General features: G+C 41.7%; 23 protein-coding genes. All 23 read right to left on the reverse strand.

The window, feature by feature from the left end; all coding sequences use genetic code 11:
* Positions 1-101: 101 nt before the first annotated feature.
* The gene (locus DFO72_RS06580; RefSeq protein ID WP_113880838.1) at positions 102-1,664 is read right to left on the reverse strand and encodes an alkaline phosphatase family protein; all 1,563 of its coding nucleotides are present in this window, start codon (positions 1,662-1,664) and stop codon (positions 102-104) included.
* Positions 1,665-2,514: 850 nt separating this feature from the next.
* The gene (locus DFO72_RS29340) at positions 2,515-2,658 is read right to left on the reverse strand and encodes a hypothetical protein (RefSeq protein ID WP_166672431.1); all 144 of its coding nucleotides are present in this window, start codon (positions 2,656-2,658) and stop codon (positions 2,515-2,517) included.
* Between the two features lie 100 nt (positions 2,659-2,758).
* Entirely contained in the window at positions 2,759-3,232 is a 474-nt protein-coding gene (locus DFO72_RS06585) for a staygreen family protein (RefSeq protein ID WP_113880837.1), read from the reverse strand.
* Between the two features lie 78 nt (positions 3,233-3,310).
* Positions 3,311-4,072: a hypothetical protein gene (locus DFO72_RS06590; protein ID WP_113880836.1), complete on the reverse strand. Its 762-nt coding sequence runs from the start codon at positions 4,070-4,072 to the stop codon at positions 3,311-3,313.
* 107 nt (positions 4,073-4,179) lie between these two features.
* The gene (locus DFO72_RS06595; RefSeq protein WP_113880835.1) at positions 4,180-5,622 is read right to left on the reverse strand and encodes an alanine/glycine:cation symporter family protein; all 1,443 of its coding nucleotides are present in this window, start codon (positions 5,620-5,622) and stop codon (positions 4,180-4,182) included.
* Between the two features lie 272 nt (positions 5,623-5,894).
* Complete coding sequence (parC, locus tag DFO72_RS06600; RefSeq protein WP_113880834.1) at positions 5,895-8,345, reverse strand: DNA topoisomerase IV subunit A; 2,451 nt, start codon at positions 8,343-8,345, stop codon at positions 5,895-5,897.
* Positions 8,342-10,324, reverse strand: a complete 1,983-nt coding sequence (gene parE / locus DFO72_RS06605) for a DNA topoisomerase IV subunit B (protein ID WP_113880833.1) — start codon at positions 10,322-10,324, stop codon at positions 8,342-8,344. Before parE ends, parC begins: the two co-directional genes overlap by 4 nt.
* A gap of 316 nt (positions 10,325-10,640) precedes the next feature.
* The gene (locus tag DFO72_RS06610; RefSeq protein ID WP_113880832.1) at positions 10,641-11,054 is read right to left on the reverse strand and encodes a CoA-binding protein; all 414 of its coding nucleotides are present in this window, start codon (positions 11,052-11,054) and stop codon (positions 10,641-10,643) included.
* Positions 11,055-11,125: 71 nt separating this feature from the next.
* Entirely contained in the window at positions 11,126-11,986 is an 861-nt protein-coding gene (locus tag DFO72_RS06615; protein ID WP_113880831.1) for a GNAT family N-acetyltransferase, read from the reverse strand.
* Positions 11,987-12,054: 68 nt separating this feature from the next.
* Positions 12,055-13,392 carry a 5'-deoxyadenosine deaminase gene (locus DFO72_RS06620; protein ID WP_113880830.1) on the reverse strand — a complete coding sequence of 446 codons (1,338 nt, stop codon included), beginning with the start codon at positions 13,390-13,392 and terminating at the stop codon, positions 12,055-12,057.
* Positions 13,389-14,561, reverse strand: coding sequence for a M20 family metallopeptidase (locus DFO72_RS06625; RefSeq protein ID WP_134177219.1), 1,173 nt, complete (start codon positions 14,559-14,561; stop codon positions 13,389-13,391). Before DFO72_RS06625 ends, DFO72_RS06620 begins: the two co-directional genes overlap by 4 nt.
* Positions 14,561-15,184 carry a DUF1989 domain-containing protein gene (locus DFO72_RS06630; protein ID WP_134177221.1) on the reverse strand — a complete coding sequence of 208 codons (624 nt, stop codon included), beginning with the start codon at positions 15,182-15,184 and terminating at the stop codon, positions 14,561-14,563. The genes DFO72_RS06625 and DFO72_RS06630 overlap by 1 nt, the downstream gene beginning before the upstream one ends.
* A 20-nt stretch (positions 15,185-15,204) precedes the next feature.
* On the reverse strand, positions 15,205-15,888 hold the full coding sequence (locus tag DFO72_RS06635; RefSeq protein WP_134177223.1) for a cyclase family protein: 684 nt from the start codon (positions 15,886-15,888) through the stop codon (positions 15,205-15,207).
* 65 nt (positions 15,889-15,953) lie between these two features.
* Positions 15,954-17,765, reverse strand: a complete 1,812-nt coding sequence (gene ade / locus DFO72_RS06640; RefSeq protein ID WP_113880829.1) for an adenine deaminase — start codon at positions 17,763-17,765, stop codon at positions 15,954-15,956.
* 3 nt (positions 17,766-17,768) lie between these two features.
* Positions 17,769-18,044: a EutN/CcmL family microcompartment protein gene (locus DFO72_RS06645; RefSeq protein ID WP_113880828.1), complete on the reverse strand. Its 276-nt coding sequence runs from the start codon at positions 18,042-18,044 to the stop codon at positions 17,769-17,771.
* A 13-nt stretch (positions 18,045-18,057) separates the two neighbouring features.
* On the reverse strand, positions 18,058-18,765 hold the full coding sequence (locus DFO72_RS06650; protein ID WP_243856078.1) for a hypothetical protein: 708 nt from the start codon (positions 18,763-18,765) through the stop codon (positions 18,058-18,060).
* 26 nt (positions 18,766-18,791) lie between these two features.
* Positions 18,792-19,076: a BMC domain-containing protein gene (locus DFO72_RS06655; protein WP_009334686.1), complete on the reverse strand. Its 285-nt coding sequence runs from the start codon at positions 19,074-19,076 to the stop codon at positions 18,792-18,794.
* A gap of 20 nt (positions 19,077-19,096) precedes the next feature.
* A complete protein-coding gene (locus DFO72_RS06660) occupies positions 19,097-19,513 on the reverse strand; it encodes a BMC domain-containing protein (RefSeq protein WP_113880826.1) in 417 nt (138 codons plus the stop codon).
* 104 nt (positions 19,514-19,617) lie between these two features.
* Positions 19,618-20,577 (reverse strand): hypothetical protein, encoded by a 960-nt coding sequence (locus DFO72_RS06665; protein WP_113880825.1) that lies wholly within the window; start codon positions 20,575-20,577, stop codon positions 19,618-19,620.
* A gap of 16 nt (positions 20,578-20,593) precedes the next feature.
* Positions 20,594-20,857: a BMC domain-containing protein gene (locus DFO72_RS06670; protein ID WP_113880824.1), complete on the reverse strand. Its 264-nt coding sequence runs from the start codon at positions 20,855-20,857 to the stop codon at positions 20,594-20,596.
* A 25-nt stretch (positions 20,858-20,882) separates the two neighbouring features.
* Entirely contained in the window at positions 20,883-22,220 is a 1,338-nt protein-coding gene (locus tag DFO72_RS06675; protein ID WP_113880823.1) for a UbiD family decarboxylase, read from the reverse strand.
* Positions 22,217-22,801, reverse strand: a complete 585-nt coding sequence (locus DFO72_RS06680) for a UbiX family flavin prenyltransferase (RefSeq protein WP_243856079.1) — start codon at positions 22,799-22,801, stop codon at positions 22,217-22,219. Before DFO72_RS06680 ends, DFO72_RS06675 begins: the two co-directional genes overlap by 4 nt.
* A complete protein-coding gene (locus tag DFO72_RS06685) occupies positions 22,794-23,384 on the reverse strand; it encodes a cysteine hydrolase family protein (protein ID WP_113880821.1) in 591 nt (196 codons plus the stop codon). The genes DFO72_RS06680 and DFO72_RS06685 overlap by 8 nt, the downstream gene beginning before the upstream one ends.
* Between the last annotated feature and the right edge of the window lie 22 nt (positions 23,385-23,406).

Raw genomic sequence — 23,406 nt, forward strand, 5'->3', positions numbered from 1 at the left:
AAACCTGAATTTAACATTGCCTGTGATTTATAACTAAACATAAACCTTCGCTCATTTGCTGAGAGCAGGTTTATGTTTTTCAATAATTCAAACATCCATTATCAATTCCAAAATTCCAATATCCATTTTTTCAAATCTACAATCCGCAGCTGCTCGATACTTTTATCTGTTCCTGTAACAATGATAGGGATTAGTGAATCATCTTTATGCATGGAGCCATGGGCACCGCCACCGGAATGTTCAGGTGAACTTTCTCCAATAAATTCATATCCGGGTTTTGCGTCAACGACAAGAAATTCTCCTTCCTGAGAATTCATAGCTCCATATAACCTTGCTAATCCATCAGGATAATCCCCATAATGAATATTCTTGTTCTTTAAGGTTAAATCGAGAATGGAAGTATTTCCTTTTATAGACCAGCCTTGATTATAAACATCACGATAGGTTCCACCTGGCTTAAATTCGAAGGATCCTTCATGATCCCCGGATATCACATGTATTAATTCTTTTTCCTTCCATGCAATCCAGGCAATCCTCTGATCTGTTTTCAATCTTCCGGCAATGTCTTTAACTGAAACACTTTCGTTAATTTTATAGACATATGCCATTCGTTCATTTGCTGTAATGACAATTTCATCGTCTTTTGCAGCAGGCTTGCCGAGCTTTAAAATTCTATATTCAGAAAGGGTTTCTTGTAAATCGATTAAAGCTTCTTTTTTAGATTCAATGACAGGTGACTGTTTACTGTCTCCAATGATTATCCAGTTATAATTTTTAAGGGCATCTTCCCATTCCGGAAAACTATTCAAGACCTCCTGAAGATACTTATCAAGTTTTTCAATTCCTTTTATTGTATTTGGCCCTTTCCTATGTACAGTAAAGTCATTTCCTGAAATATACAGGATTGTAAATTCAGGAATAATATTTTTTTCCAAAAGGTATTTTAATTCTTGAACCGCGAAGGCATCATTAAGTCCTAAACGGTTCACGATGTGATTATTCTTTTTGTCCTGTTGAATAAATGCACCTAAAGACAGCATTTTCGGCCCAGCGGTTTCATATTCAGAAGGTAAATTACTCACTTTTGTTATCAGCTTTGGTACTTTAAGGGTATGACGATAATTTCCCCGATAAATAAATGCGTTAATGGATGCTGATTCCTTTTTAATCGTGTTCAGGTCCTCATGGATGGTGCTTACATTTGGACTGAGGTCAACGTTATTATATTGATGCATGATACTTTCAGCAAATTGGGAAACCCCAATCTTCATGATTTCAAATAAACCATTTCCATAAGTGATGATTTGCTTCTCATCTTTATTAAACCAAACGAGCCCAGGAATCTTACTCTTATCCGGGTAAGCTCCAGTTATTAAAGAACTGTCGATTGTAACCGACATGGTTGGATAGGAACTTACTACATTTTTACTATATTGTCCGTGTTCTAAAAAGAAGGCCAGAGCAGGAGCTTTTTTCTCTTGAATAGCTTTTTTTAAAGGCTCATCCATCAAGGAATCGATAACAAGAAGTATAACTTTAGGTGAAGACTGACTTTCGGTTTGAATAGCAGCTGATTTCTTATCCTGTTCATTTGAATTATGACCACTGCTGGCGCAACCGATTAAGAGAATTGAAATAGCTATACAAGGAAGCAAACGAATCAACAAATTTCACCTGCGCTTTGAAATATAGTTTATATTAACTTTATGCAAGAATTAAATGGAGGCGGCAGCATTTGATTTTCAATTGCTATACAAAGTAATGGGATTTCTGATGACCTGCATTGATTTTTATCAACTGAAGAGTGTTATTAGTGATCAAATGTCCTAATATACGTTAAATAATTGTATATTTTCGTAAACTTTTATAGAGGCAGTGAAATAACGCTTGATATTATAATGAGACAAAAAGGAAATAACAGAGGGATATAATACCAACAGAAACTTTACTATCAGTATGCTTATTTTTTTGTAATTAATGTATTAATTATAGACAAAACATTCTTTTTTGAGATGCATCATTATTATCGAGTACACAGGTTATTAGATTAAAGGGTTAAAACATTATGGGATTGTTCCAAGAATTTGTTGCTAGCATGGAGGAGAGTAATGCCCAATAAAGATTATTAAGAGGGGTTATGGTGGGACAAAATTTTTTCTAGTTTACATAATATATATTATAGGAAGTAATAAGCTGAAACATAATTCCTGTCTCATTATCAAAGTATACTTAAGATAATGAGACAGCATAAAAATTTTCAGTCTGTTATTTCTTAAATGATTTAACCTGCAACGCTAGTAATTTTGTTATGAATACTTTTCAGTTTAAATTTTAGAACAGTTTCGTTTTCCGCTGATTCTGCTGAAGCTGTGGTTCATTATTCTGATGGTCTGTTAACAATTAACTAAATCGATATTACGCAGATATTTAACAATCCCTCTTAACTAATACTTTTTTCGCCATCTAGTTAACATAACATTACTATGCGCAACCATTTGTTTATATCCCTTTAATTTATTCACTATCCTGTGTAGTATTAAAAAACATTTCTTCTTGTTCTTTATTATCCTTATTATTGTTATTGTTTTTGGTTTTTTCTCCCATCTCTCCATCCGATTCATAGCTCAATCCAAATGCTTTCTCCTGTTCTTTTTTCATTCTAAACGCTCCTTTGTTTATTTGTTTTATGCAGCTTCTTTTGCCTCGTTCTGAGTTTTGAGCCATTTTTCACAAACCGAACACACGTTCCTTTCTCCATTCATACTGGCTGCAATGCTGCACTTAAATATTTTCTCGGAGTCCCGTAATAAAGCAGTTTGCTGAACTCCGGGTATACGGATTCAAAATATATAAAGATTGGCGAATCAAGCAGCCAGGGATAATTGGTATAAAAACATCTGTCACCATAAACCATGGCTTTTAGCGCCAGATCCAATTCTTTTTGGAAGATAAGAAACCTTATTTTTGAGTATTGCTGATCGAATTCTCCGCCGCTGATATACACCCTTCCGCTCAGCACATACTGCCCCATTTGGGGTATCCATTCAGCAAATACTTCATCACGGAATTTAGGATTGACTGCATTAAAATCATAGCATCCGCCTATCGCCAAAGATAATTCACCTGTTGCATCTGAGTGTGTAAGTGTATATTTCCTGCTGTCTACGGGTCTGAATTCCGTGGCAGGAGGCAAATATTTAACCGACAGCTTAGATGGATCAAAATTGCTCATATTAAGCGCCCCCAAATACAAATTTCCTTATGGCCAGTATATGTGGCGCTTACTGAAACGTGACAAATGCCCATTTTATTAAGGTTTGCGCGAATTCATTTTCATTACTTTGGTGTCTTTTAACATCCATTTCCCTTCCTCATACAGCCAGAAAGATTCTACAAAGGCGATTGTATCTGCATTATAGGCACCGCTTATTCTTTGAACTCCCAATAATCCGTTTTGCCCTTCAACAGGAATGATCTTCAGCGTGCTATAAGGATTTACCATTAGCTCGGTAGGTTCACTTAGTTTTCCGTTTAAATATAGACCAAGCCGTTCATATTCCTCGCTCCGGTCCCTTAAATCAAACGTATAGGATTGTTTGGTGTCTTGAATCCGAATATTAGCTTTGTAGCCATTTTCAAATTGGCTATTGATTACTAAAGGACTTGGAACAGCCAATTCTGTCAACGTAAAGTCCTTTAACGTATATAAATAAAAATTCGACAGACCGCCGCTTCCCCCTGTTGGTATACTTATAAACATATCTTTAATGGAGTCATGATTTAAAACCTCAAACTGTATTTGAGGTTCATAGCCACCTGCAAGCTCTGCTTTATATGTATTACCGTCTGAAGCCTTTATTTCGAGTGATATTTCCTTTAAAAATGATGCGCCTTCCTCATAATAAACACCCTTAATATAGACGGTATCCGCCTTAGTATCACCGGTAACATCCACTTTGTTTTTTGACACCGTCACAGCTTTATGATCTTCCTCGCCGGCATATACCCCTGTTATGGCGGATAGAGACATAAAAAAGAAAGCCGCAAACGCAAAAAGCAATTCTTTTTTCATTTACGAATCCTCCCTATTTTTCTAATAGCTTATCCAGATATGGTAATAACATGTAAAAACACATAAAAAAACCTCCTATCTTATAGATAAGAGGTTTCCATCGGTAATTATTCAGCTTTCTTTTTCAAGGCATTTTCTTTCGTTTCCCATGATTCAATTCCTTCTAATCCTGGAATGGAGTCTGCATAAAACACAGGGTCTTTCCCTTCTTTTCTCTGTGCCTTGTAGTCCTTAAGTGCAGCGAATGCAATTTTCCCGAGCATGGTAATGGCAACCAGGTTTATTAAAGCCATAATACCCATAAATAAATCTGCAAGGCCCCAAACTGTTGCCAGGTCGACTAAAGCCCCAAAGATGACCATGCCGATTACGCCAATACGATAAATGAATATTGCGAGTGGGCTTTCCTTAATGAACTCAATGTTCGTTTCCCCATAATAGTAATTGCCGATAACAGAACTAAATGCAAAGAGAAAGATTGACACAGCCACGAAAACAGGAGCCCATGTGCCAATATGAGATGATAATGCTGTTTGAGTTAATTGTATACCTGATAGATCAGGTGATGTATAGGCTCCTGAAAGGATAATCATAAATCCAGTCGCGGAACAAATTAAAATCGTATCTACGAATACACCTAAAGTTTGAATTAACCCCTGTTTAACTGGGTGAGTAACAGCAGCCGTTGCAGCTGCATTAGGTGCACTTCCCATTCCGGCTTCATTCGAGAATAGGCCCCTTTTAATACCCATCATGACAGCAGCGCCCATTGCCCCTCCAAAGGCCTGATCCATTCCAAATGCGCCTTTAACGATCGTTGCAATAAGATTTGGCACTTCAGTAATATTCATCATTACAATTACAATGGCAACAATTAAGTAAATGACTGCCATAATCGGAACTATAACTTGTGATACATAGGCTATTCTCTTAATTCCTCCAAAGATGATTACAGCAGTTAAGGCAGCAAGAATCAATCCAATTGTTAATCGGCTTGTCCCAAATGCTTCATTGAAGGCTAATGAAATTGTGTTGGACTGGACTGAGTTGAATACAAGTCCAAAACAGAAAGTGATGATAACAGCAAACAAAATGCCCATCCAGCGTTTATTAAGTCCTTTTTCCATATAGTAAGCAGGACCGCCGCGAAAACCGTCTTTATCTTTGACCTTATAGATTTGTGCTAAAGTACTCTCCACAAAACTTGAAGCGGCACCTAAAAAGGCAATGACCCACATCCAAAATACCGCACCTGGTCCGCCTGCTGCTATTGCTGTTGCAACGCCAGCCATGTTGCCGGTCCCTATCCTTGAAGCAGCACTGATTGTGAATGCCTGGAAAGATGAAATTCCCCTTTTGCCTTCAGCCGATACCATGCTTTTATCTCCAAGTATCCGCACCATTTCTCCAAAATAACGGAATTGTACAAATTTGCTTTTTAGACTGAAATAAAGACCTAAAATGATAAGTACTGCGATTAGAATATAAGTCCAGACAATATCATTCAAAAAGCCGACTGCCGAATTTAAACCTTCTAAAAATAAATTCATTCATTTTCCCCCTGTTTTTTAAATTACGGTTATTATTATCTCACAAAAATAACACCTATTCTAATCTATCAAAAGAATTTTTAATAGACAAGACGAATATTCATTCCAATGCCTTATAAACACAATAAAATTGCGTTTTAAAAGAAAAATCACCAAAATTTATATTCCCTTGTGAACGGTTCTACAAACGCTTTCAAATAATATTTTATTCGATTTTTATACAAAAAATATAAAATGAACCCCTCTGTCTTTTACAAAGGGGTTCACAAAGTTTATTCAGCCGGGGCATCTGAATCATTTTTAGGTTCTTCAACCTTCCAAATACATTTTGCCCTGCCGCTCTCGGAATCATCAATAATGAACGATCCGTTAGAGTATCTGTCATTAAAGCGGATTGATGAAGCATTAACTGCTTCTATATGGCCTTTTTCCGTTTCAATGTATAAATCATCTTTGCTGCGTACAATCACACACCCTACAATACGATGAGGGTTTGATTTCAATTCACGAAGCATCACTACACCGCGCTTGGCACGGGAAGTCCGTTCGAATTCGCTCAGTTTCATTTTTTTAACAGAACCTCGCTGTGTAACAATCACGACAGCCTGCTCTTTCTGATCCTCAATAAGCTGAGCACCTGCGACAAAATCGCCGTCTTTCAGGTTAATTCCTTTGACTCCGGCAGCCCGGGCACCAACGATACTGACTTCTTCTTCATGGAACCAGAGTCCGAATCCCTGATGCGTGGCAAGGAATATTTCCTTCGTGCCATCTGTTAAATAAACGTCGAGAACTTCATCATTGCCTTTTACATTAACTGCCACAAGCGGCTTAGAATATCTTTGGGCCTTATAAGCCTTAAGCTCCGTTTTCTTTACCATTCCATTTTTCGTCATAAAGAGCAAGTATTCTTCTGTTTCAAAATCTTTAACTGGAATAGCCCGGACTATTGATTCATTCCGGTCGATCGGTATGATATTGGCAATATGCTGTCCAAGGTCCTTCCAGCGGATATCCGGCAGCTGGTGTACTGGACAGTATAGATAGTTTCCTTTATTCGTAAATACAAGAAGCACATCGGTCGTATTCATATCAAGCTTTGCGATCAGCCTGTCTGAATCCTTCATCCCGAAATCCTGTCCGTTTGAGGCGGCAAACGACCTCTGGCTTGTGCGCTTGACATAGCCTTCCTTTGTTACCGTTACAATCACATCTTCGCTGGCTACCAGAACTTCAAGATTAATCTTGATTTCCTCAATCTCCGCTTCAATTCTGGTCCGGCGATCATCGGCAAAACGCTTCTTGACATCCCTTAGCTCTTTTTTAATGACAGAGAATAGTTTCTTCTCGCTTTCCAAAATAGCTTTAAGCTCGCCGATTAGCTTAGCAAGCTCATCAGCTTCTGCTCTTAAGGCTGTAATGTCTGTATTAGTTAAGCGATAAAGCTGGAGGGAAACAATTGCTTCGGCCTGTGGTTCAGTGAACTCAAACTCAGCAATCAGATTATCTTTTGCATCCCGTTTATCTTTAGATGCCCGGATCGTTGCAATCACTTCATCCAGTATGGAAAGAGCCTTCATTAGGCCTTCAACGATATGCTGACGAGCCTCAGCCTTTTGCAGCTCAAACTGAGATCTGCGTGTAACAACTTCTTTACGATGGCCGATATAGGCATCCAGCAGCTCTCTTAACCCCATTAATTTCGGATGACGATTATGGATGGCCACCATATTGAAGTTATAAGGAATCTGCAAATCACTGTTTTTATACAGATAATGAAGGACGCCTTCAGGATCCGCATCCTTTTTTAACTCAATCACAATTCGAAGGCCTGTCCGGTCCGTTTCATCACGGACTTCGGCGATGCCTTCGACTTTCCGGTCCAGCCGGAATTCATCAATTTTCTTTACCAGATTTGCTTTATTCACTTCATAAGGAATTTCTGTAATGACAATTTGCTTTTTGCCTCCGCGCAAATCTTCGAATTCTGCCTTTCCGCGGACAATGATTTTGCCTCTTCCTGTTTCATAAGCTTTTTTTATTCCATCGACTCCCTGAATGATGCCTCCAGTAGGGAAGTCAGGCCCTTTAATATGCTCCATCAGATCATCGATAGAACAATCCGGCTTGTCTATCCGTAAAATAACTCCATCGATAATCTCATTTAAATGGTGCGGCGGAATATCAGTTGCATATCCAGCAGAAATACCTGTTGAGCCATTGACAAGCAAATTTGGATAGACAGCGGGCAAAACGGTTGGCTCACTGGAAGTATCATCAAAGTTTGGGATAAATTCAACGGTTCTTTTCTCAATATCTCTCAGCAATTCGGAAGAAAGGGCCGATAATCGTGCCTCTGTATAACGCATGGCGGCTGGAGGATCTCCATCGATGCTCCCATTATTTCCGTGCATTTCAACAAGAAGATTTCGAACCTTCCAATCCTGGCTCATCCGCACCATGGCGTCATATACAGAAGTATCGCCATGCGGATGATAATTGCCGATTACGTTTCCGACTGTTTTAGCAGACTTTCTAAAGCCCTTTTCGTGTGTGTTTCCTTCTACATGCATGGCATAAAGGATCCGTCTTTGAACAGGCTTTAACCCATCACGTGCATCAGGAAGGGCACGATCCTGAATAATATATTTACTATAACGCCCAAAACGGTCGCCTAATACATCTTCAAGAGGAAGGTCCCGGAATTTTTCAGCTGAACTCATGATTCAATACCCTCCTCCTCTAGTACTGAAATATTCTCATTTTCAAGTATGCTTCCATCTTCTTCAAGGCCGAATGCCACGTTGGACTCGATCCACTTGCGGCGCGGTTCAACCTTATCACCCATCAATGTGGTCACACGGCGTTCAGCTCTTGCGGCATCATCAATCTTTACGCGGATCAGTGTGCGCGACTCTGGATCCATAGTCGTTTCCCATAGCTGATCGGCGTTCATTTCGCCAAGTCCTTTATAGCGCTGGAGCATATAGCCCTTACCTACTTTTTTAATGGTATCCTGAAGATCATCATCACTCCATGCATACTCGATCACTTCTTTTTTGCCTGAACCTTTGCTGACTTTGTACAAAGGAGGCAGTGCAATGAATACCTTGCCCGCTTCAAGCAGCGGCTTCATATACCTGTAAAAGAAAGTGAGCAAAAGCACCTGGATATGTGCTCCATCGGTATCGGCATCTGTCATGATGATTACCTTATCATAGTTAACATCTTCCAGATTAAAATCTGCGCCGACGCCTGCCCCGACTGCATGGATAATTGTATTGATTTCTTCATTTTTAAAGATATCCTGGAGCTTTGCTTTTTCCGTATTGATTACTTTACCTCTAAGCGGGAGCACAGCCTGGAAGCGCCTGTCTCTCCCCTGCTTGGCAGATCCCCCGGCAGAATCACCCTCAACCAGGTATAATTCGTTTCTTTGCGGGTTGCGGGACTGTGCTGGTGTAAGTTTTCCTGAAAGCATGGCTTCAGATTTTTTCCGCTTCTTCCCGCTTCTTGCTTCCTCACGTGCTTTGCGTGCCGCTTCTCTCGCCTGGAAAGCTTTAATTGCTTTTTTAATTAATAGAGAGCTTGTCTCTGGGTTTTCTTCAAGGAAATAAGACAAATGCTCGGAAACAACTGAATCAACTGCGGAACGTGCTTCACTGGTTCCCAGTTTGCCTTTTGTCTGGCCCTCAAACTGCAAAAGTTCCTCAGGTACACGAACAGAGACTATAGCCGTGAATCCTTCCCGCAGATCCGCTCCATCCAGGTTTTTATCTTTCTCCTTCAGAAGATTCACTTTGCGGGCATATTCATTAAAAGCCCTTGTCATCGCTGTTTTAGACCCAGCCTCATGCGTACCGCCGTCTTTTGTGCGGACGTTGTTGACGAATGAAAGGACATTTTCCGAGTATCCATCATTGAATTGAAAAGCAAAGTCCACTTCAATTCCATTGCTCTCACCTTCAAAGCTTACTACAGGGTGAAGAACATCCTTTTCTTCATTTAAATATTCAACAAATGCTTCTATGCCATTTTCATAATGAAAAACGTCATGAAAGTCATTACGTTCATCTATGATTTCTATTTTCATTCCTTTTAGTAGGAATGCAGACTCACGAAGCCGCTCGCAGAGTGTTTCGTAATTATACGTGGTAGTCGAAAAAATTGACGGATCTGGCTTAAAGTGGATGGTTGTCCCTGATTGATTTGTTTTGCCCACCTTTTCAAGCGTTGTAACCGGCTTTCCGCCCAGCTCGAAACGCTGTTCATACACAAAGCCATCACGTTTAATTTTCACAACAAGCCACTCGGAGAGGGCGTTGACTACGGACGCACCAACACCATGCAGCCCGCCGCTTGTCTTGTAGCCTCCCTGGCCAAACTTTCCCCCAGCATGAAGGACAGTTAATATGACTTCTGGAGTCGGCTTGCCCATTCTGTGCATACCTGTAGGCATACCGCGTCCTTTATCTTGAACACTAATTGAATTATCTTTATGTATTTTGACAATGATATGATCCCCGTAACCTGCCAGCGCTTCATCGACAGCGTTATCGACAATCTCATATACAAGATGGTGCAAACCCCTTGCATCCGTACTTCCAATGTACATCCCAGGGCGTTTTCTAACAGCTTCAAGCCCTTCGAGTACCTGTATGGCATCATCATTGTAGTCAAAAGCTTCCTGATTTCTTGCCACGAACATACCCCTTTCATTTCCTGCAAAAACACTTGCCGTCAAAATCTCGGCAATAAGAACACCCAGTATGAGAATTCGGCTTTTTAGCCCATTTTCCTTTGATACCTCAAGGATAGAACAGATGTTCTCTATTCATATTTTACCATATAATTTAGGATGGTCTATGCTTTATTTTATCTATTTATTTGGTTTTGGCAAATAAGATCTTGGGATTTTAAAGATTTATCCTGATTATTTCCGTTAGGCAAACCCTTTATTTATAGGGATTCTATAAAAAATAAAAAACATGAGATCTTAAGCAGACCTCATGCTGAATTTACTTCGTTAGTGCATGTTCAACTTTAATGCAGCGGTCCATGATGACAGTGAAGCCTTTTTCTTTTAGAAAATCATATGCTTCCTGGTTCGCCACTCCTAGCTGAGCCCAGAAGATATCAGCATCCATTTCAGCAAACTCCCGCGCAATTTCCGGAAGAAACTCAGAGCGCCTGAATACATTGACGATATCTACATGTCCCTCGATCTCTTTAAGACTTCCTACAGCCTTTACACCAAGTACCTCATCAATAGCCGGATTAACCGGTATAATTTCATAACCGGCTTTCTGCATCGCCTCTGACACCATATAGGATGTACGTTCAGGATTTCCGCTTAACCCCACAACAGCAATCCGCTTTGCCTTTTTTAACAGTACACCCATTTCGTCCCTGCTTGGATTTTCAATAGCCATTTTGTTCCCTCCAATTTTTCTGGTTAATTATATTTTACCTAAAAACGTAAAAGCGCACTAACTTATTGCTCTTATTCCCAAATATTCAGCTTATAAAAACTCAATGCCCTTTCAACTTTAAATCCTGCTTTTTTATAAAGAAAAAGGGCTTTCTCGTTTGTTGTTCCCACACAAAGCTTAATGCTTGCGGCTCCAGCATTCACAAAAAGATCATGAACCGCCATATCAAGAAATTTCCGTCCAATGCCCTTATTGCGTTTACTGGAGTTCACACCAATGATTTCAATGCTTCCTTCTTTTTCTTCACGATTGTATTCTGCATATAAATAGCCATTTAATCCATCCGCATCACCAGATGCATAAACTTTGTGATCATCATTCACTCTTCCGATAATCTCTTTTCCTGAATAATATGTATGGGGAAACACGGTATCATGCAAATGGATAAACTCACTATGGCAGCGAGGAGGCAATAAACTGACATCTCTTAAATCAATACTGGGATATCCTTTCAGTTCCATGAATGTATGAGCAGATTGCAGCTTGAACCCGTTCCTTGAAGCAAATTCGGCAGCAGTATGGTTGGCTATATCCGCAAACAGAAAATAAGAATGCAGGTTTCCTTCAAAGTAATGAAGGGCTTTTTCCCATAAAAGTCTCATAATTTCATTTTCCTGAACAAAAGGTCCCCATAATTCTGCTGTGCCTTTATTAAGATCAGCATCTACTCCCAAAAAACCTGCAATCGCACCATCCTCCCAGACAATAAATGCAGCTGATTCGGCATCACTATTCATTTCTTCCAGACTATGAAGAATATCATCTTGGCTGGTCCCCAAATACCCTATATGGCACTGGGGCAAAGAGTTCAATCTTGCAATAAACTCGGATGCCTGCACTAGATTTGCATGATTCAAATTGCCAGCTTTCACATCATCACATCCCTTTCAATATTTTACCATAATAAAACGGCTGATTAGCTCTCAGCCGTTTTAGAAGATTAATAAACGGCTGTCTCTAATCTTTTGAGCAGCCTCTTTATGCTGATGTTCGCTTCTCTTAACACCATTTCTTTATCAACCGTTTTTAGCTTCCTATTTTCCATGACGATTTTCCCGTTTACAATGGTTGTTTCTACGTCTGCGCGAGTGGCTGAATAGACAATCCTGGAGATGGTGTCGATACCAAATGACGGATACACATGAAAATCATTCAGATTAAGAATAGCAAGGTCTGCCTTCTTGCCGGGCTCAAGGCTTCCGATTTCCTTCTCCATTCCAACTGCTTTAGCTCCGCCGATCGTAGCCATTCTGAAGACTGTTCTGGCATCCATTGCTGTTGGTCCATGTACAGGCTTCTGAATGATTGCAGCCAATCTCATTTCATTGAACATATCCAGATTGTTATTGCATGGAGCACCATCAGCACCCAGGCTGACAAAAGCCTGCTGATCCAATAAGGAAGGAATTTCTGCTACACCTGATGCCAGCTTTAAATTTGATCCCGGACAATGGCTGACCTTTACACCACGTTCTTTGATGATCTTTCTTTCTTCTTCATCAAGCCAAACACAATGCGCAAGAATCAGCCTTTCATTGGCAAGCCCAATGCTGTCCAGGTAAACTACATTCCGCATGCCTAATTCTCTTTCGACAAGCAGAATTTCATTTGCATTTTCCGATGCGTGCGTATGGACCCTTACATTGTACTGTGCAGAAAGATCCCTGACACTTGTCAGCAATTCCTCTGTGCAGGAAACGACAAAACGGGGACAGAAGGCATATTGTATTCGTCCATTATCGTGATTATGCCATTTTTCAAGCAGATCTACGCTTTGCTGGATGGACTTTAAGGTATTTTCTCTTAACGGAACCGGCACCTCTTCCCCCTTATCCATCATGACCTTTCCGGCAAGTGCCCGTATGCCGCTTTCGGAAATTGCCTGAAATGCAAATTCGGTATGATTGACTGTCTCCATGTCCACCACAGTTGTTGTTCCGCTTTGCAGCAATTCGCCAATCCCCAGCATGGCAGAATAGTAGATGGATTCTTCATCATGAGAGGCCTCTAGCGGCCAGATTTTCTGCTTCAGCCAATCAAGCAGTTCAAGATCATCAGCCTGCCCTCGGAATAAGGTCTGGCATAGATGAATATGTGTCTGGATAAATCCGGGTATAATTGTTTTTCCTGATGCATCCACTACTTTATCAGCTTTATGTGCTAAGTTTTGGCCAATTTCAGCGATGCGGTCATCCACAATATAAAGGTCGCCGAAGAAGATTTCTTCAGCTGTGTTCATCGTGATGATTTCAGCATTTTTTATCAGAATACTGCTCAATTTTCCCCTCTCCCTTGCACAGAACTTGGTTCTCCGGGCTCCAGCTTTCCATAGGTCATGATAAGCTGCCTGTAAAATTGAATGGAGCGCTGATAAGCCTCCAGACTAACCCACTCGTTTGGCTGATGGGCAAGCTTTTCGTCACCCGGGCCGTAAATCAAGGTAGGAATTTCACTCCTTGGATTAAGAACAGCACCATCTGTGTAGTAGGACACCCCGTAATGGTTTGCTGCCGATTCGCCCCTGATCATTTGCGCTATTTGAATAATGTCCTCAGCAGGATCCGTTAAAATAGATGGACGATCAAGAATGGTTTCAATACTGTATTTATAAATTTCTCCTTGATCCATCAGCAGATCAAGCTTGGATTTTAGCATGTTTTTAAAACTGGAATGGGATTGAGGAGGGACGGTTCTTATATCTGCTCTGATGCTGCATTTATCTGGAATGACATTGGTCTGCACTCCGCCTTCAATCATGGTAACAGCCAGACTGCTTTGTCCGAGGGGCTCCTTTTCTGTTTTCCATTCAATTTTCATTTCATCCAATAGCCGGACTATTTTAATCATATGATCTACTGCATTTATTCCCTGTTCCGGCATTGAACCGTGAGATGTTTTTCCATACGCTGTTATTTCAAGCCAAAGTGCCCCCTTATGGCCAATCACAATTTTTTCATTTGTTGGTTCTGCAATGATTAATGCATCGATTTTTCTGCAGTCATTCTCTTTTATAAAAGCCCTTGCCCCGCAGCTGTCGACTTCCTCCCCGGCTGTTGCCAAAAATGTAACGCCAGCAGGGGGTACAGTACTCGTGAGATAAAGCTCTTCCAAAGCGAGGAACATCGCTGCAAGACCGCTTTTCATATCAGAAGCTCCTCTGCCATATATGCGCCCACCTGCGATTTCTCCTGAAAATGGAGAGTAAATCCATTCTCCCGTTCCAGGAGAAACGGTATCCATATGGCCGCATAAGACGAGCTGTTTACCGCTTTTTCCCGGAAGCGTAACTTCAAAATTGCTTCGAGTCTCATCAAGCATTGTCACTTTAAACGGCAGACCATTTTGTTTGCATCTGTTAATAAATGCTTCAGTCACTAAATGTTCGTTTCCGGGCGGATTAGAGCTGTCGATTTGAAGCAGCTGCTGAAGAAACTGAATATCATTCATTAATCCGCCTCCACAATTTGCATTTTAATAGGGGTCACTTTAAACCCATTAACCGGTGCCATGTCCTGGGAACAGGTTGTACAGGCAATTACAACATCGCACAATGCTTTCAGCCTTATGTAATCACCAGGCTTGGAAAGAGGCTCGGTAATGACATAATCACCGGCATCATCAAGGACATTATTCATAAATATATTGATGGGATCCGGAATGACAGGAGGGTGGATATCATACTTTTTCAAAGCAGCCGCAATATTATCATGGCAATTGGGGTGATCCTCCTTGCCAAAATCAACTTTATAGCGGTAATAATCACAAGCAGGAAAGAAAAAATCATGTTTTCCAACAGTGTCTTCCACCACCTGCATCAGCGGGCGGCGGCGGTTGCTGTAAAGCCAATCTCCCGTTTTAAGCCGAATGCTGCTTAATGAGGCACGCATATGAACAGGGGAAACATGTTCCTCAGGATCTTTATAGTTAAAACAGACAAAATCCCCCACTTGTTTTCCTTCCATATCAATAATAATGAGCTCTTCTCCTTTGTGAATCAGAGCACTTCTTCCTTCATAAGGGGGGATAATAATTTCGTCCCTGATCATCCCCCTGTTAAAAACCTCTTTCATTTGATCACCAACCTTTGTTGTTATTCAATGAAAACGGCAACAGCACGCACTGGAGATCCCGTTCCCTTTCGAATCCTGAGCGGCAGTCCGAAATATAGAAATCGCATTCCTGCAATTTGATCGAGATTACAGAGATTTTCCGTATTGGTTATCCCATACTCCCTGCAAATGAGGTGCCCGGAGTATTTGGGATCATCCGGATGGTCAATGGCCGGGGCATCGATGCCTATATTGACCGCACCTTTTTCAGCCAGCCATTTTGCTGCTTGATAATTTAGGCCCGTATAGGTTGTGAGCCATTTCTCTGTACCATAAGAGCGATTATAGTGGCCGGTATAGAGGAGAACGATATCGCCTTTTTCAATAAATTGTTGTGATTTCCGCAATGCCGTCTCGAGATCACGGTCTGTAATATATCGATCAGGCTGGATGTGGGACACATCCAGGCAAACTGCGGGCCCGTAAAAATATTCAAGCGGCATTTCATCGATGTATTTGCCGCTTGGATCATATTCATAGGTTGCATCGCTATGGGTTGGCCCATGTTCATTGATTAATAGATTATTGGTTGCAAACATAAATCCTACTTGCTTTTCACTTTCTTCGTGAGAGATATTTGGGAAAATCATTGTTTTTTGATGAAGGGGAAAAACAGGCATCCCCTGATAAATTTCCTGTGTTAAATCGACTAATTTAACTCCCATGGTGTTCCTCCTTGCCTGCAAATTCTTTTACTATATGAAAAGCGGCAGGGAACGCCGCTTTTAGTTCAATTAATAATGGTCGGAATGACCTCAAACTTATCTACATCGATTAGGCCCATATCTGTAATTTTCCACTTAGGGCTTGTTACCAGTGACCAGAATGATAAATGCATAAACGGAACTTCCATGCCGCAGCCAAGAACATCTTTGGCAAGCTGCGATAATTCGTCTACCTTTTCACTCATTTCTTTTCCGGTTAATTCGTCTGTCATTAAACCGCCAATCCTTAATGGCAGGTCACCGACTACTTTGCTATCCTTTATCATCGCTATACCGCCATCCATTGCAATTACACGGTTCACCGCAGTTACCATATCTTCGTAGTTTGTCCCAGTTACGATGATATTGTGTGTATCATGGGCGACGCTTTCTGCAATGGCACCGCTTTTCAAATCAAAGCCATGCAGGAAAGTCTTGCCGATTTTTCCTGTTCTGCCGTGGCGTTCTACAACCAGTAGCGGCAGCACGTCCTTCTTAAGGCAAGGCAGCACAATTCCGTCTTTGACATTCAGAGTGAACTCACTTCCGCCAGTTAAGTTCTGAAAAGGTATAGCTTCAATTGCCCTTACTTTTGCTCGGCTGCCTGATGCCTCAATACCCAGCTCCTTTAGTGTTACAGGTTTTCTCTTCACTGACTTTTTCACACTTTCCGGATATATGTAAGGAGCAATATCTATGGTTAATTCGCCTTTTTCTGCTGCTTTTTTTCCTGCAAGATATACCTGGTCAACGGTCATATTATTCAGATCGCTGATTACGACAACATCAGCCCGTTTTCCTGGTGCAATTACCCCTACATCTTTAAAGCCAAAATGGGAAGCCGGATTTATGGTCGCCATTTGGATGGCTTCTACAGGATCAATGCCTACAGCAATAGTTCTGCGGACAATATCATTCATATGTCCGTAATTTAACAGATCAGCAGGCACCATATCGTCTGATACAAGGATTGCACGGCGGGAATCGAGTCCATCCTCTGTTATGGCACGAATACAGTCTGCCATATTTCTTTGGGAGGAGCCTTCACGCATGAACACACTTACACCATTCCGCAGCTTTTCGACTGTTTCTTCTTTCGTCGTAGTCTCATGGCAGGACACATGGTTCCCGCCACTGATAATATGGGCTGCAAGCTCTTTGCCAAACAAGCCTGGTGCATTCCCTTCAACCGTTTTTCCAATGCTGTTAGCATAGGAAACTGCGGCAACAAGGTCGTCTATTAATTCCGGGGCATGCTCATATACCGGCCTGATATTGCTGAAGCTTTGGATCTCTCCAATTCCCTGCACATTTGGGTCAGCCAATAGCTCTTTCATATCCTTGGAGGTCACATCAAATCCGGAGGTTTCAAGTCCGGGAGCATCAGGCACCGCGCAGGGAACCGTGAAAAGAATCCGGTTAGGAAGTGTCTTTGCTTCTTCAATCATCGCCTGCATCCCGTGAACCCCCAAGACATTCCCAATTTCATGCGGATCTCCGATCAGAGTGGTGGTTCCAGTCGGAATGGAAAGCTTGGAGAATTCCGTACATGTCAGCATTGCACTTTCAAAATGCATATGAGAATCAATAAACCCGGGACATACGAATTTCCCTTGTATGTCTTCCACTTTCGTTTTTGGCCCGATTAAGTCTTTTGCATCTCCAGCCATTAAAATATATTCGCCTTTCATCGCAACATCTGCTTTATAAATCTCCCGGGTGATGACATTGATGAAGTATCCGCCTTTTAGGACTACATCAGCAAACTGGCTGGAATCAAGCAGCACGTCAATAAGCTTGCGGTATTGCACTGCCTTTTTTATGTCTTTTGCATCCATTTATTAACCCCCTGTTTCTCCTTCTATACTGTCAATAATTCCGATAATGGCTGCATCTATAGGAGCATCTTTATTTTGGACGGCTCTTGATGCCATGCTTCCAGTCACATATATGACCTTTTCTCCTATTCCGGCACCAACAGTATCAACGGTTATAATGGGGTTCGGTAACAGCGATCCATCCAATCCTAAAGGCTGGGTAATTAATAATTTTGTGCCAACCAGATTATCATCTTTTCTAGTGGCAGTTACACGACCAACCACTATTCCCATTTGCATAAAGATCTTCCCCTTAAAGTAAAATGATTTCGATCTTCAGTTCCTTTGCTGTATCTCTTGCAAGAGGGGTAATGATAGCCCCTTTTGGAACAGCTATTTCATCAAGCATATTCAAATGGGCAAACCGGACTGATTCATCGGTAATAACCGTTTTCTTCAAATGCTGAACAGCAAAGTCTGCTTGTTCATTGAAATCTATTAATCTGATTCCGAGCATCTTCAGCTCTGCCATATGCTGACCGAGCTTTCTTTTTAACAAGTCCGGGCCTTTATCCATTCCTTTCAGTTTCCAATATTGGCTGAAAGGATCACCTCCAGACTTTAAAGCCGTGACCCGTTTTCCCTTTAATAAGCCCTTAAGGATGATCTGCACCAATGGTCTTTTTTCGTTAAGGGACAATATGTCTGTTATTAAAGAAAAAGATAGTATAGGCAAAAAGATTTCATCGAAATGATCAATTGACTGGTCATGAACCGCTGCAGGAGAGATCCAATCGTCATTTCCAGTCAGAAAAACTAACTCCTGAAGCGGAAATTGTTTAAGCATTTCTTTCTCAGCAGCCATTCTTAGTGTAATATCTTCCTTTGTTAACTTTTTCAAGTAAGAAAATCCTGGTTCCATTCCTATCATATGAGAGGTCAAAAGAGCCAGGATGTGAGGTTTTCTGTCTCTGCAGCTGTCATTTCGCAGGTAAAGCTCCTGCAGAGTGTTTTTTGCCATAACACTCTGCTTTTTGCTGCTCATGCTTATTCACCGATATTTTTTGATAATAGTGCTCTTTCAACTTCGCTGTGCGGCCTTGGAATGACATGTACCGAAATGAGTTCTCCTACTCTGCTGGCCGCTTCCGCTCCTGCATCGGTGGCAGCTTTAACCGCTCCGACGTCCCCTCTGACCATGACCGTTACAAGACCAAATCCCACTTTTTCATATCCGCAGATCTCCACATTAGCTGCTTTAACCATTGCATCCGCTGCCTCTACTGCGCCTACCAGACCTTTTGTCTCGATTAATCCCAATGCTTCACCCATTGTGTGTTTCCTCCTTAAATTTACTGTACTGATGGTTTATCTGTATCGTTATCCTTAAGGTTATTGCTTTCTTTCTTTTGCTTTTTTCTTTTCGGCTCCGTTTCAAGTTTCTTATCCCCCTCAGCCTCAGTACCAGGATGTATATCTTCCAGTTTAAAATTCGGAAGCAGTTTTCCCGCTAATTCACTGTGTGCACGAGGGATAACATGAGCAGAAATTACTTTTCCAATTCTCTCTGCAGCACTCACACCAGCATCGACAGCAGACTTCACAGCCGCTACATCCCCGTTGAAATGGATGGTCACGCCCAGATAGCCCTCCACTCCTATTACTTTTTCAATTCCTACAATTTCTACGTCTGCTGCTTTTACGGCTGCATCTGCTGCAGAAACTGCTGTTGAATAACCAACGGTTTCAATCAAACCTAATGCTTGCAACTGAAAAATCCTCCTCCTGTAAAATTGACAAAGCTTCTCTCCGTGCCTATAAGATGCTTTCGGGATGAATAGTGCTGATCTGTGACAGCGATTCTGGCTGACACCTATTTAATTCTGCCGAATTCCTTATAAAGCTGATCAGAAATGCGAGATACCTCATCATAGTTTCCATGAAGCAGCAAATATTTCTTCTCTATTAAAAAATTAAATTGTTCAGAAGTGCTTTTTTTCATGTAACGGTCAAGGAGCAAAATAGCCGAATAGTAGTCGATTCCCTCAATGACAGCTACACCGCCTATTGAAGAGTTCAGCCCCAATTGCTTTGTAAGCCATGGACTGGGGGATTTTTCTCTATAGATTTGAGCAGTTTTAAAGGATTTTTGGGAAAGTTTTTTAAAGAAGCTCTTTAAAGCGCTTAATAGTGATCTATGATCCTTTTCATATAGCTCCAGCGAAAAGGATTGCCCGCTGTTTTTGTCCCATGTCAGGCAATATCTTAATGAAGGAAACTCTCTTAAAAGGTCATTCAGCATAAATAACTGGCCGGGCGTGCATTTTTCTGAAGTGATTACGCCGATTGAGGCTGTTTTTAATTCCCGCTGAAAAGAGCTTTCAAGAGCAGGATGAAGGTCTGAGAAAAGCCAGACTTTTACACCCTCCGGCGTTTGTCCGATAAGCTGGCTTTCTCTTGCATTTCGATCAGGTCTTATATCAGCAAAGCCAGTCTTAGAAGAAACCGGCTGTTTCCCCTGTACCAGGGATAGGGTTTGAAGCTGTGCAATTTTTTCCTTAGCTGAAGCCTTGGGAGAAGCAAGAGAATCGGTTTGCCTACTAAGGTTTGGATGTAAATCGCCAGTCTTAACCGGTACGGCATGATGCACTGAAATTCTTTTATTCATTTTTTCCTTCTGGTAATTAGGCCGGCTAATGCCTTGTATAGTCCTCTTCGTTTCCTGCTGACTGCTTGGAGGGGACTGATTGGAAACTCTATTAATGGGGTTTACCTTTGACTTGCCGTAAGGCTTCATCACTTCTTCTACAACACTTTTAATAAAGTCAGACACACATTATGCACCTCCATTAAAGAATTTTGCGAAGTTCTGAATGAGGGCGGGGAATAACATTAGCCGAAACCAGTTCTCCTCCAGTCATTGTGTGAGCAGTCTTCCCAACCTCAACAGCTGCGGCCACTGCTGCGACATCACCCTCGATAATGACGGTGACAAGGCCGGATCCGACCCTCTTTAAATCAACTAAACTGACATTTGCTGCTTTTGCCATTGAGTCCAGCGCTTCAATAGCCGCTGTCAACCCTCTTGTTTCAATCAAGCCGATTGCCTTCATTTTTGACCTCCTTTACTGCAGAAGCTTAAAGATAGTCTTCCAGATTCACTTCAATGGGGATTGAAGTCCTTTTAAATAACTCTTCTTTTCCAAGCGGATAGGTTGCATCGATGCCCATCTTATCACTGACTCCTTTTAAATGATGGGAAGACTCAAGCGGCGATCCCTTTGCACCTTGTACGATAAATATGTCATCACCTGCCTGCACTCTTGTAGCTATGGCCCATTCAACATCGTCCGAATCAAAAATATCGACATCATCATTCACAACAACCACATGCTTTAAATCCTTATCGCTTGCAAAAGCTGCGAGTGCTGCCTGTTTGCCGTCACCATCATGCTTCTTCTCAATTTGAATGACTGCATGATAACGAGCCACCCCGCCCATCGGGATATGTACAGCTTTTATATTTGGAACCACTTGCCGGACGGTGCTTAAAAGTGTGGCTTCCCTTACAAGCGCCATTGGCAGCCTTTCTTCATAGCTTGATGGAAAAATAGTCTGTGAGATAGCATGATCACGGTATGTAACCGCTGAAAACTCTACAACCGGCTGAGGCGTCCTGGTGCCATAATAACCTGCCAGTTCGCCAAACGGCCCTTCCAGTTCTCTTTCATATGGAAGCATTCTGCCTTCCAAAACGATTTCCGCCTCAGCCAGTACTTCCAGATCGACCGTTTTGCATTGAACAACATCAAGGGACTGGCCGAGCAGTGCACCTGCTACATCCAATTTGTCGGTATGATACAAATGTGTACTAATCTGAGAACTTAATACAACAGCCGGTACCACGCCAAACATAACAGCCACTTCCATCGGTTCGCCCATGCTTTCATAATGGGCATATTGCTCCATCAGCTCAGGGGAGGTTATGAGAATATTCGTTCGATTCCCGCCAAGATATTGCATTCTGCGTATGGAGGTATATCTTTTCCTCCCAGATAAATCTTTAACTACCAATATTCCTGAAACATAATAAGCACCTGAGTCTTCCGCATGATAGGTTGGAATAGGAAACAAGTCTGCAAGATCGAATTCCCCGGTCACCAGATTCTCCTGAACAGGGCCAGTTTGCCTTAACGTGGTTGGAATGGGGTTAACAATTGAGTTGATGATTCTAGGAATAAGTTCGGCAGATTGGATTCCCATGCTGTCAGCCATCAGCTCTCTGTCACCTCCCAAACCGGCTGCCATGGAAGATTGATAGCCTTTAATTTTTTCAAATAAAAAAGGCTCTCTTCCATGTTTGGCATTTATCACTGCCCCCAGCTCGTGCATAGGATCCACCTCTTTTTTCACCCGATGAAGAAGTCCCCTGCTCTCCCATCTATCCAGCAATGCCCTCATTGTTACAGGGTTCATGCCTTTTCCCCCCATCTCTCCAGCAGCTCATGGTCAATATCCATCATGTCCAAGATCCTTGCCACCATAAAGTTGGCCAGCTCCCATATTTCCGTAGGCTTATGATAAAAGCCTGGTGATGCAGGCATTATACATGCTCCACTCTCAGCAAGAAGAGTCATATTGCGCAGATGAATCAAATTAAAAGGTGCTTCCCGAGGAACAATAATGAACTTTCGATTCTCCTTCAAGACAACACTGGCAGCCCTGCTTAATAGCGTATCGCCGACCCCATTTGCAATAGCTCCCAATGTATTCATTGAACATGGCACGATAACCATTCCGTCTGTCTTAAAGGATCCGCTGGCAACCGCAGCGAAAAGATTCCGGTTGCTGTGGATAGTGGCATACCCCTTCAGCTCGTCCATCTTGACCCCGCATTCAAATTGCATTACTTTTTCTCCCATTTCCGTAGCAATTAAATGCGTTTCGATCTCTAATTGATGAAGAGCGCGGATCAATGTATAAGCATACAATGATCCGCTTGCTCCGGTAATGCCCACTAAAATACGCTTTTTCCTTTCCGCAGAGGAGTTAGACAACCGATTCGTCTTGGGAGAATTTCTTTTTAGCCAGCTTTTTGTAACTTTCTGTTGATAATATATCTCCGAAGATATCCATGTCTCTTAAACCTGATACATGCATATCGTCATCCTGAGAAGCGGTGGCATCTGAAATGCAAATGACATTGTAGCCATGATACAAAGCATCAGAAGCAGTGCTGCGAACACATACATTGGTCCAGACTCCAGTCAGTACGACGGTATCAATTTCTTCTTCTCTCAAGAAGAGATCAAAATCGGTGTAGCTGAATGCACTATGCCGCCTCTTCTGGACCACATAATCCCCTTTGGTCTCATCAGGCTGAAGCTCTGGAATGAATTCCGAACCCCAGGTTCCCTTAACTGCATGGACAGGCCTCACGCGAAAATCCCGGTCATTTTTTCTGTGAGCTTCCTGAACATGTACAACCTGGATATTGTGCTCATGAGCGAATTGAATAAGCTCTTGAATTTTAGGAACTATTTTTTCGCCATTTTCACACCTTAATGCTGCTTTTTCGCCGATAAAGTCGTTTAACATATCAATAATGACCACACAGTGCTTTTTTCCCCTAAGTTCCAATCCGGTCAGCCTCCCTCTATTA

Origin of the sequence: Cytobacillus oceanisediminis, assembly GCF_004366035.1 — a bacterium.
Classification (GTDB): Bacteria; Bacillota; Bacilli; order Bacillales; family Cytobacillaceae; genus Cytobacillus; species Cytobacillus oceanisediminis_C.

What these genes read in the sequence shown, in the direction of transcription:
- DFO72_RS29340 (WP_166672431.1), bottom strand. Translation starts at nt 2,658, where the DNA reads ATGAAAAAAGAACAGGAGAAAGCATTTGGATTGAGCTATGAATCGGAT.
- DFO72_RS06585 (WP_113880837.1), bottom strand. Translation starts at nt 3,232, where the DNA reads ATGAGCAATTTTGATCCATCTAAGCTGTCGGTTAAATATTTGCCTCCT.
- DFO72_RS06590 (WP_113880836.1), bottom strand. Translation starts at nt 4,072, where the DNA reads ATGAAAAAAGAATTGCTTTTTGCGTTTGCGGCTTTCTTTTTTATGTCT.
- DFO72_RS06595 (WP_113880835.1), bottom strand. Translation starts at nt 5,622, where the DNA reads ATGAATTTATTTTTAGAAGGTTTAAATTCGGCAGTCGGCTTTTTGAAT.
- parC (WP_113880834.1), bottom strand. Translation starts at nt 8,345, where the DNA reads ATGAGTTCAGCTGAAAAATTCCGGGACCTTCCTCTTGAAGATGTATTA.
- DFO72_RS06610 (WP_113880832.1), bottom strand. Translation starts at nt 11,054, where the DNA reads ATGGCTATTGAAAATCCAAGCAGGGACGAAATGGGTGTACTGTTAAAA.
- DFO72_RS06625 (WP_134177219.1), bottom strand. Translation starts at nt 14,561, where the DNA reads ATGAATGATATTCAGTTTCTTCAGCAGCTGCTTCAAATCGACAGCTCT.
- DFO72_RS06630 (WP_134177221.1), bottom strand. Translation starts at nt 15,184, where the DNA reads ATGAAAGAGGTTTTTAACAGGGGGATGATCAGGGACGAAATTATTATC.
- DFO72_RS06635 (WP_134177223.1), bottom strand. Translation starts at nt 15,888, where the DNA reads ATGGGAGTTAAATTAGTCGATTTAACACAGGAAATTTATCAGGGGATG.
- ade (WP_113880829.1), bottom strand. Translation starts at nt 17,765, where the DNA reads ATGGATGCAAAAGACATAAAAAAGGCAGTGCAATACCGCAAGCTTATT.
- DFO72_RS06645 (WP_113880828.1), bottom strand. Translation starts at nt 18,044, where the DNA reads ATGCAAATGGGAATAGTGGTTGGTCGTGTAACTGCCACTAGAAAAGAT.
- DFO72_RS06650 (WP_243856078.1), bottom strand. Translation starts at nt 18,765, where the DNA reads ATGGCAAAAAACACTCTGCAGGAGCTTTACCTGCGAAATGACAGCTGC.
- DFO72_RS06655 (WP_009334686.1), bottom strand. Translation starts at nt 19,076, where the DNA reads ATGGGTGAAGCATTGGGATTAATCGAGACAAAAGGTCTGGTAGGCGCA.
- DFO72_RS06670 (WP_113880824.1), bottom strand. Translation starts at nt 20,857, where the DNA reads ATGAAGGCAATCGGCTTGATTGAAACAAGAGGGTTGACAGCGGCTATT.
- DFO72_RS06675 (WP_113880823.1), bottom strand. Translation starts at nt 22,220, where the DNA reads ATGAACCCTGTAACAATGAGGGCATTGCTGGATAGATGGGAGAGCAGG.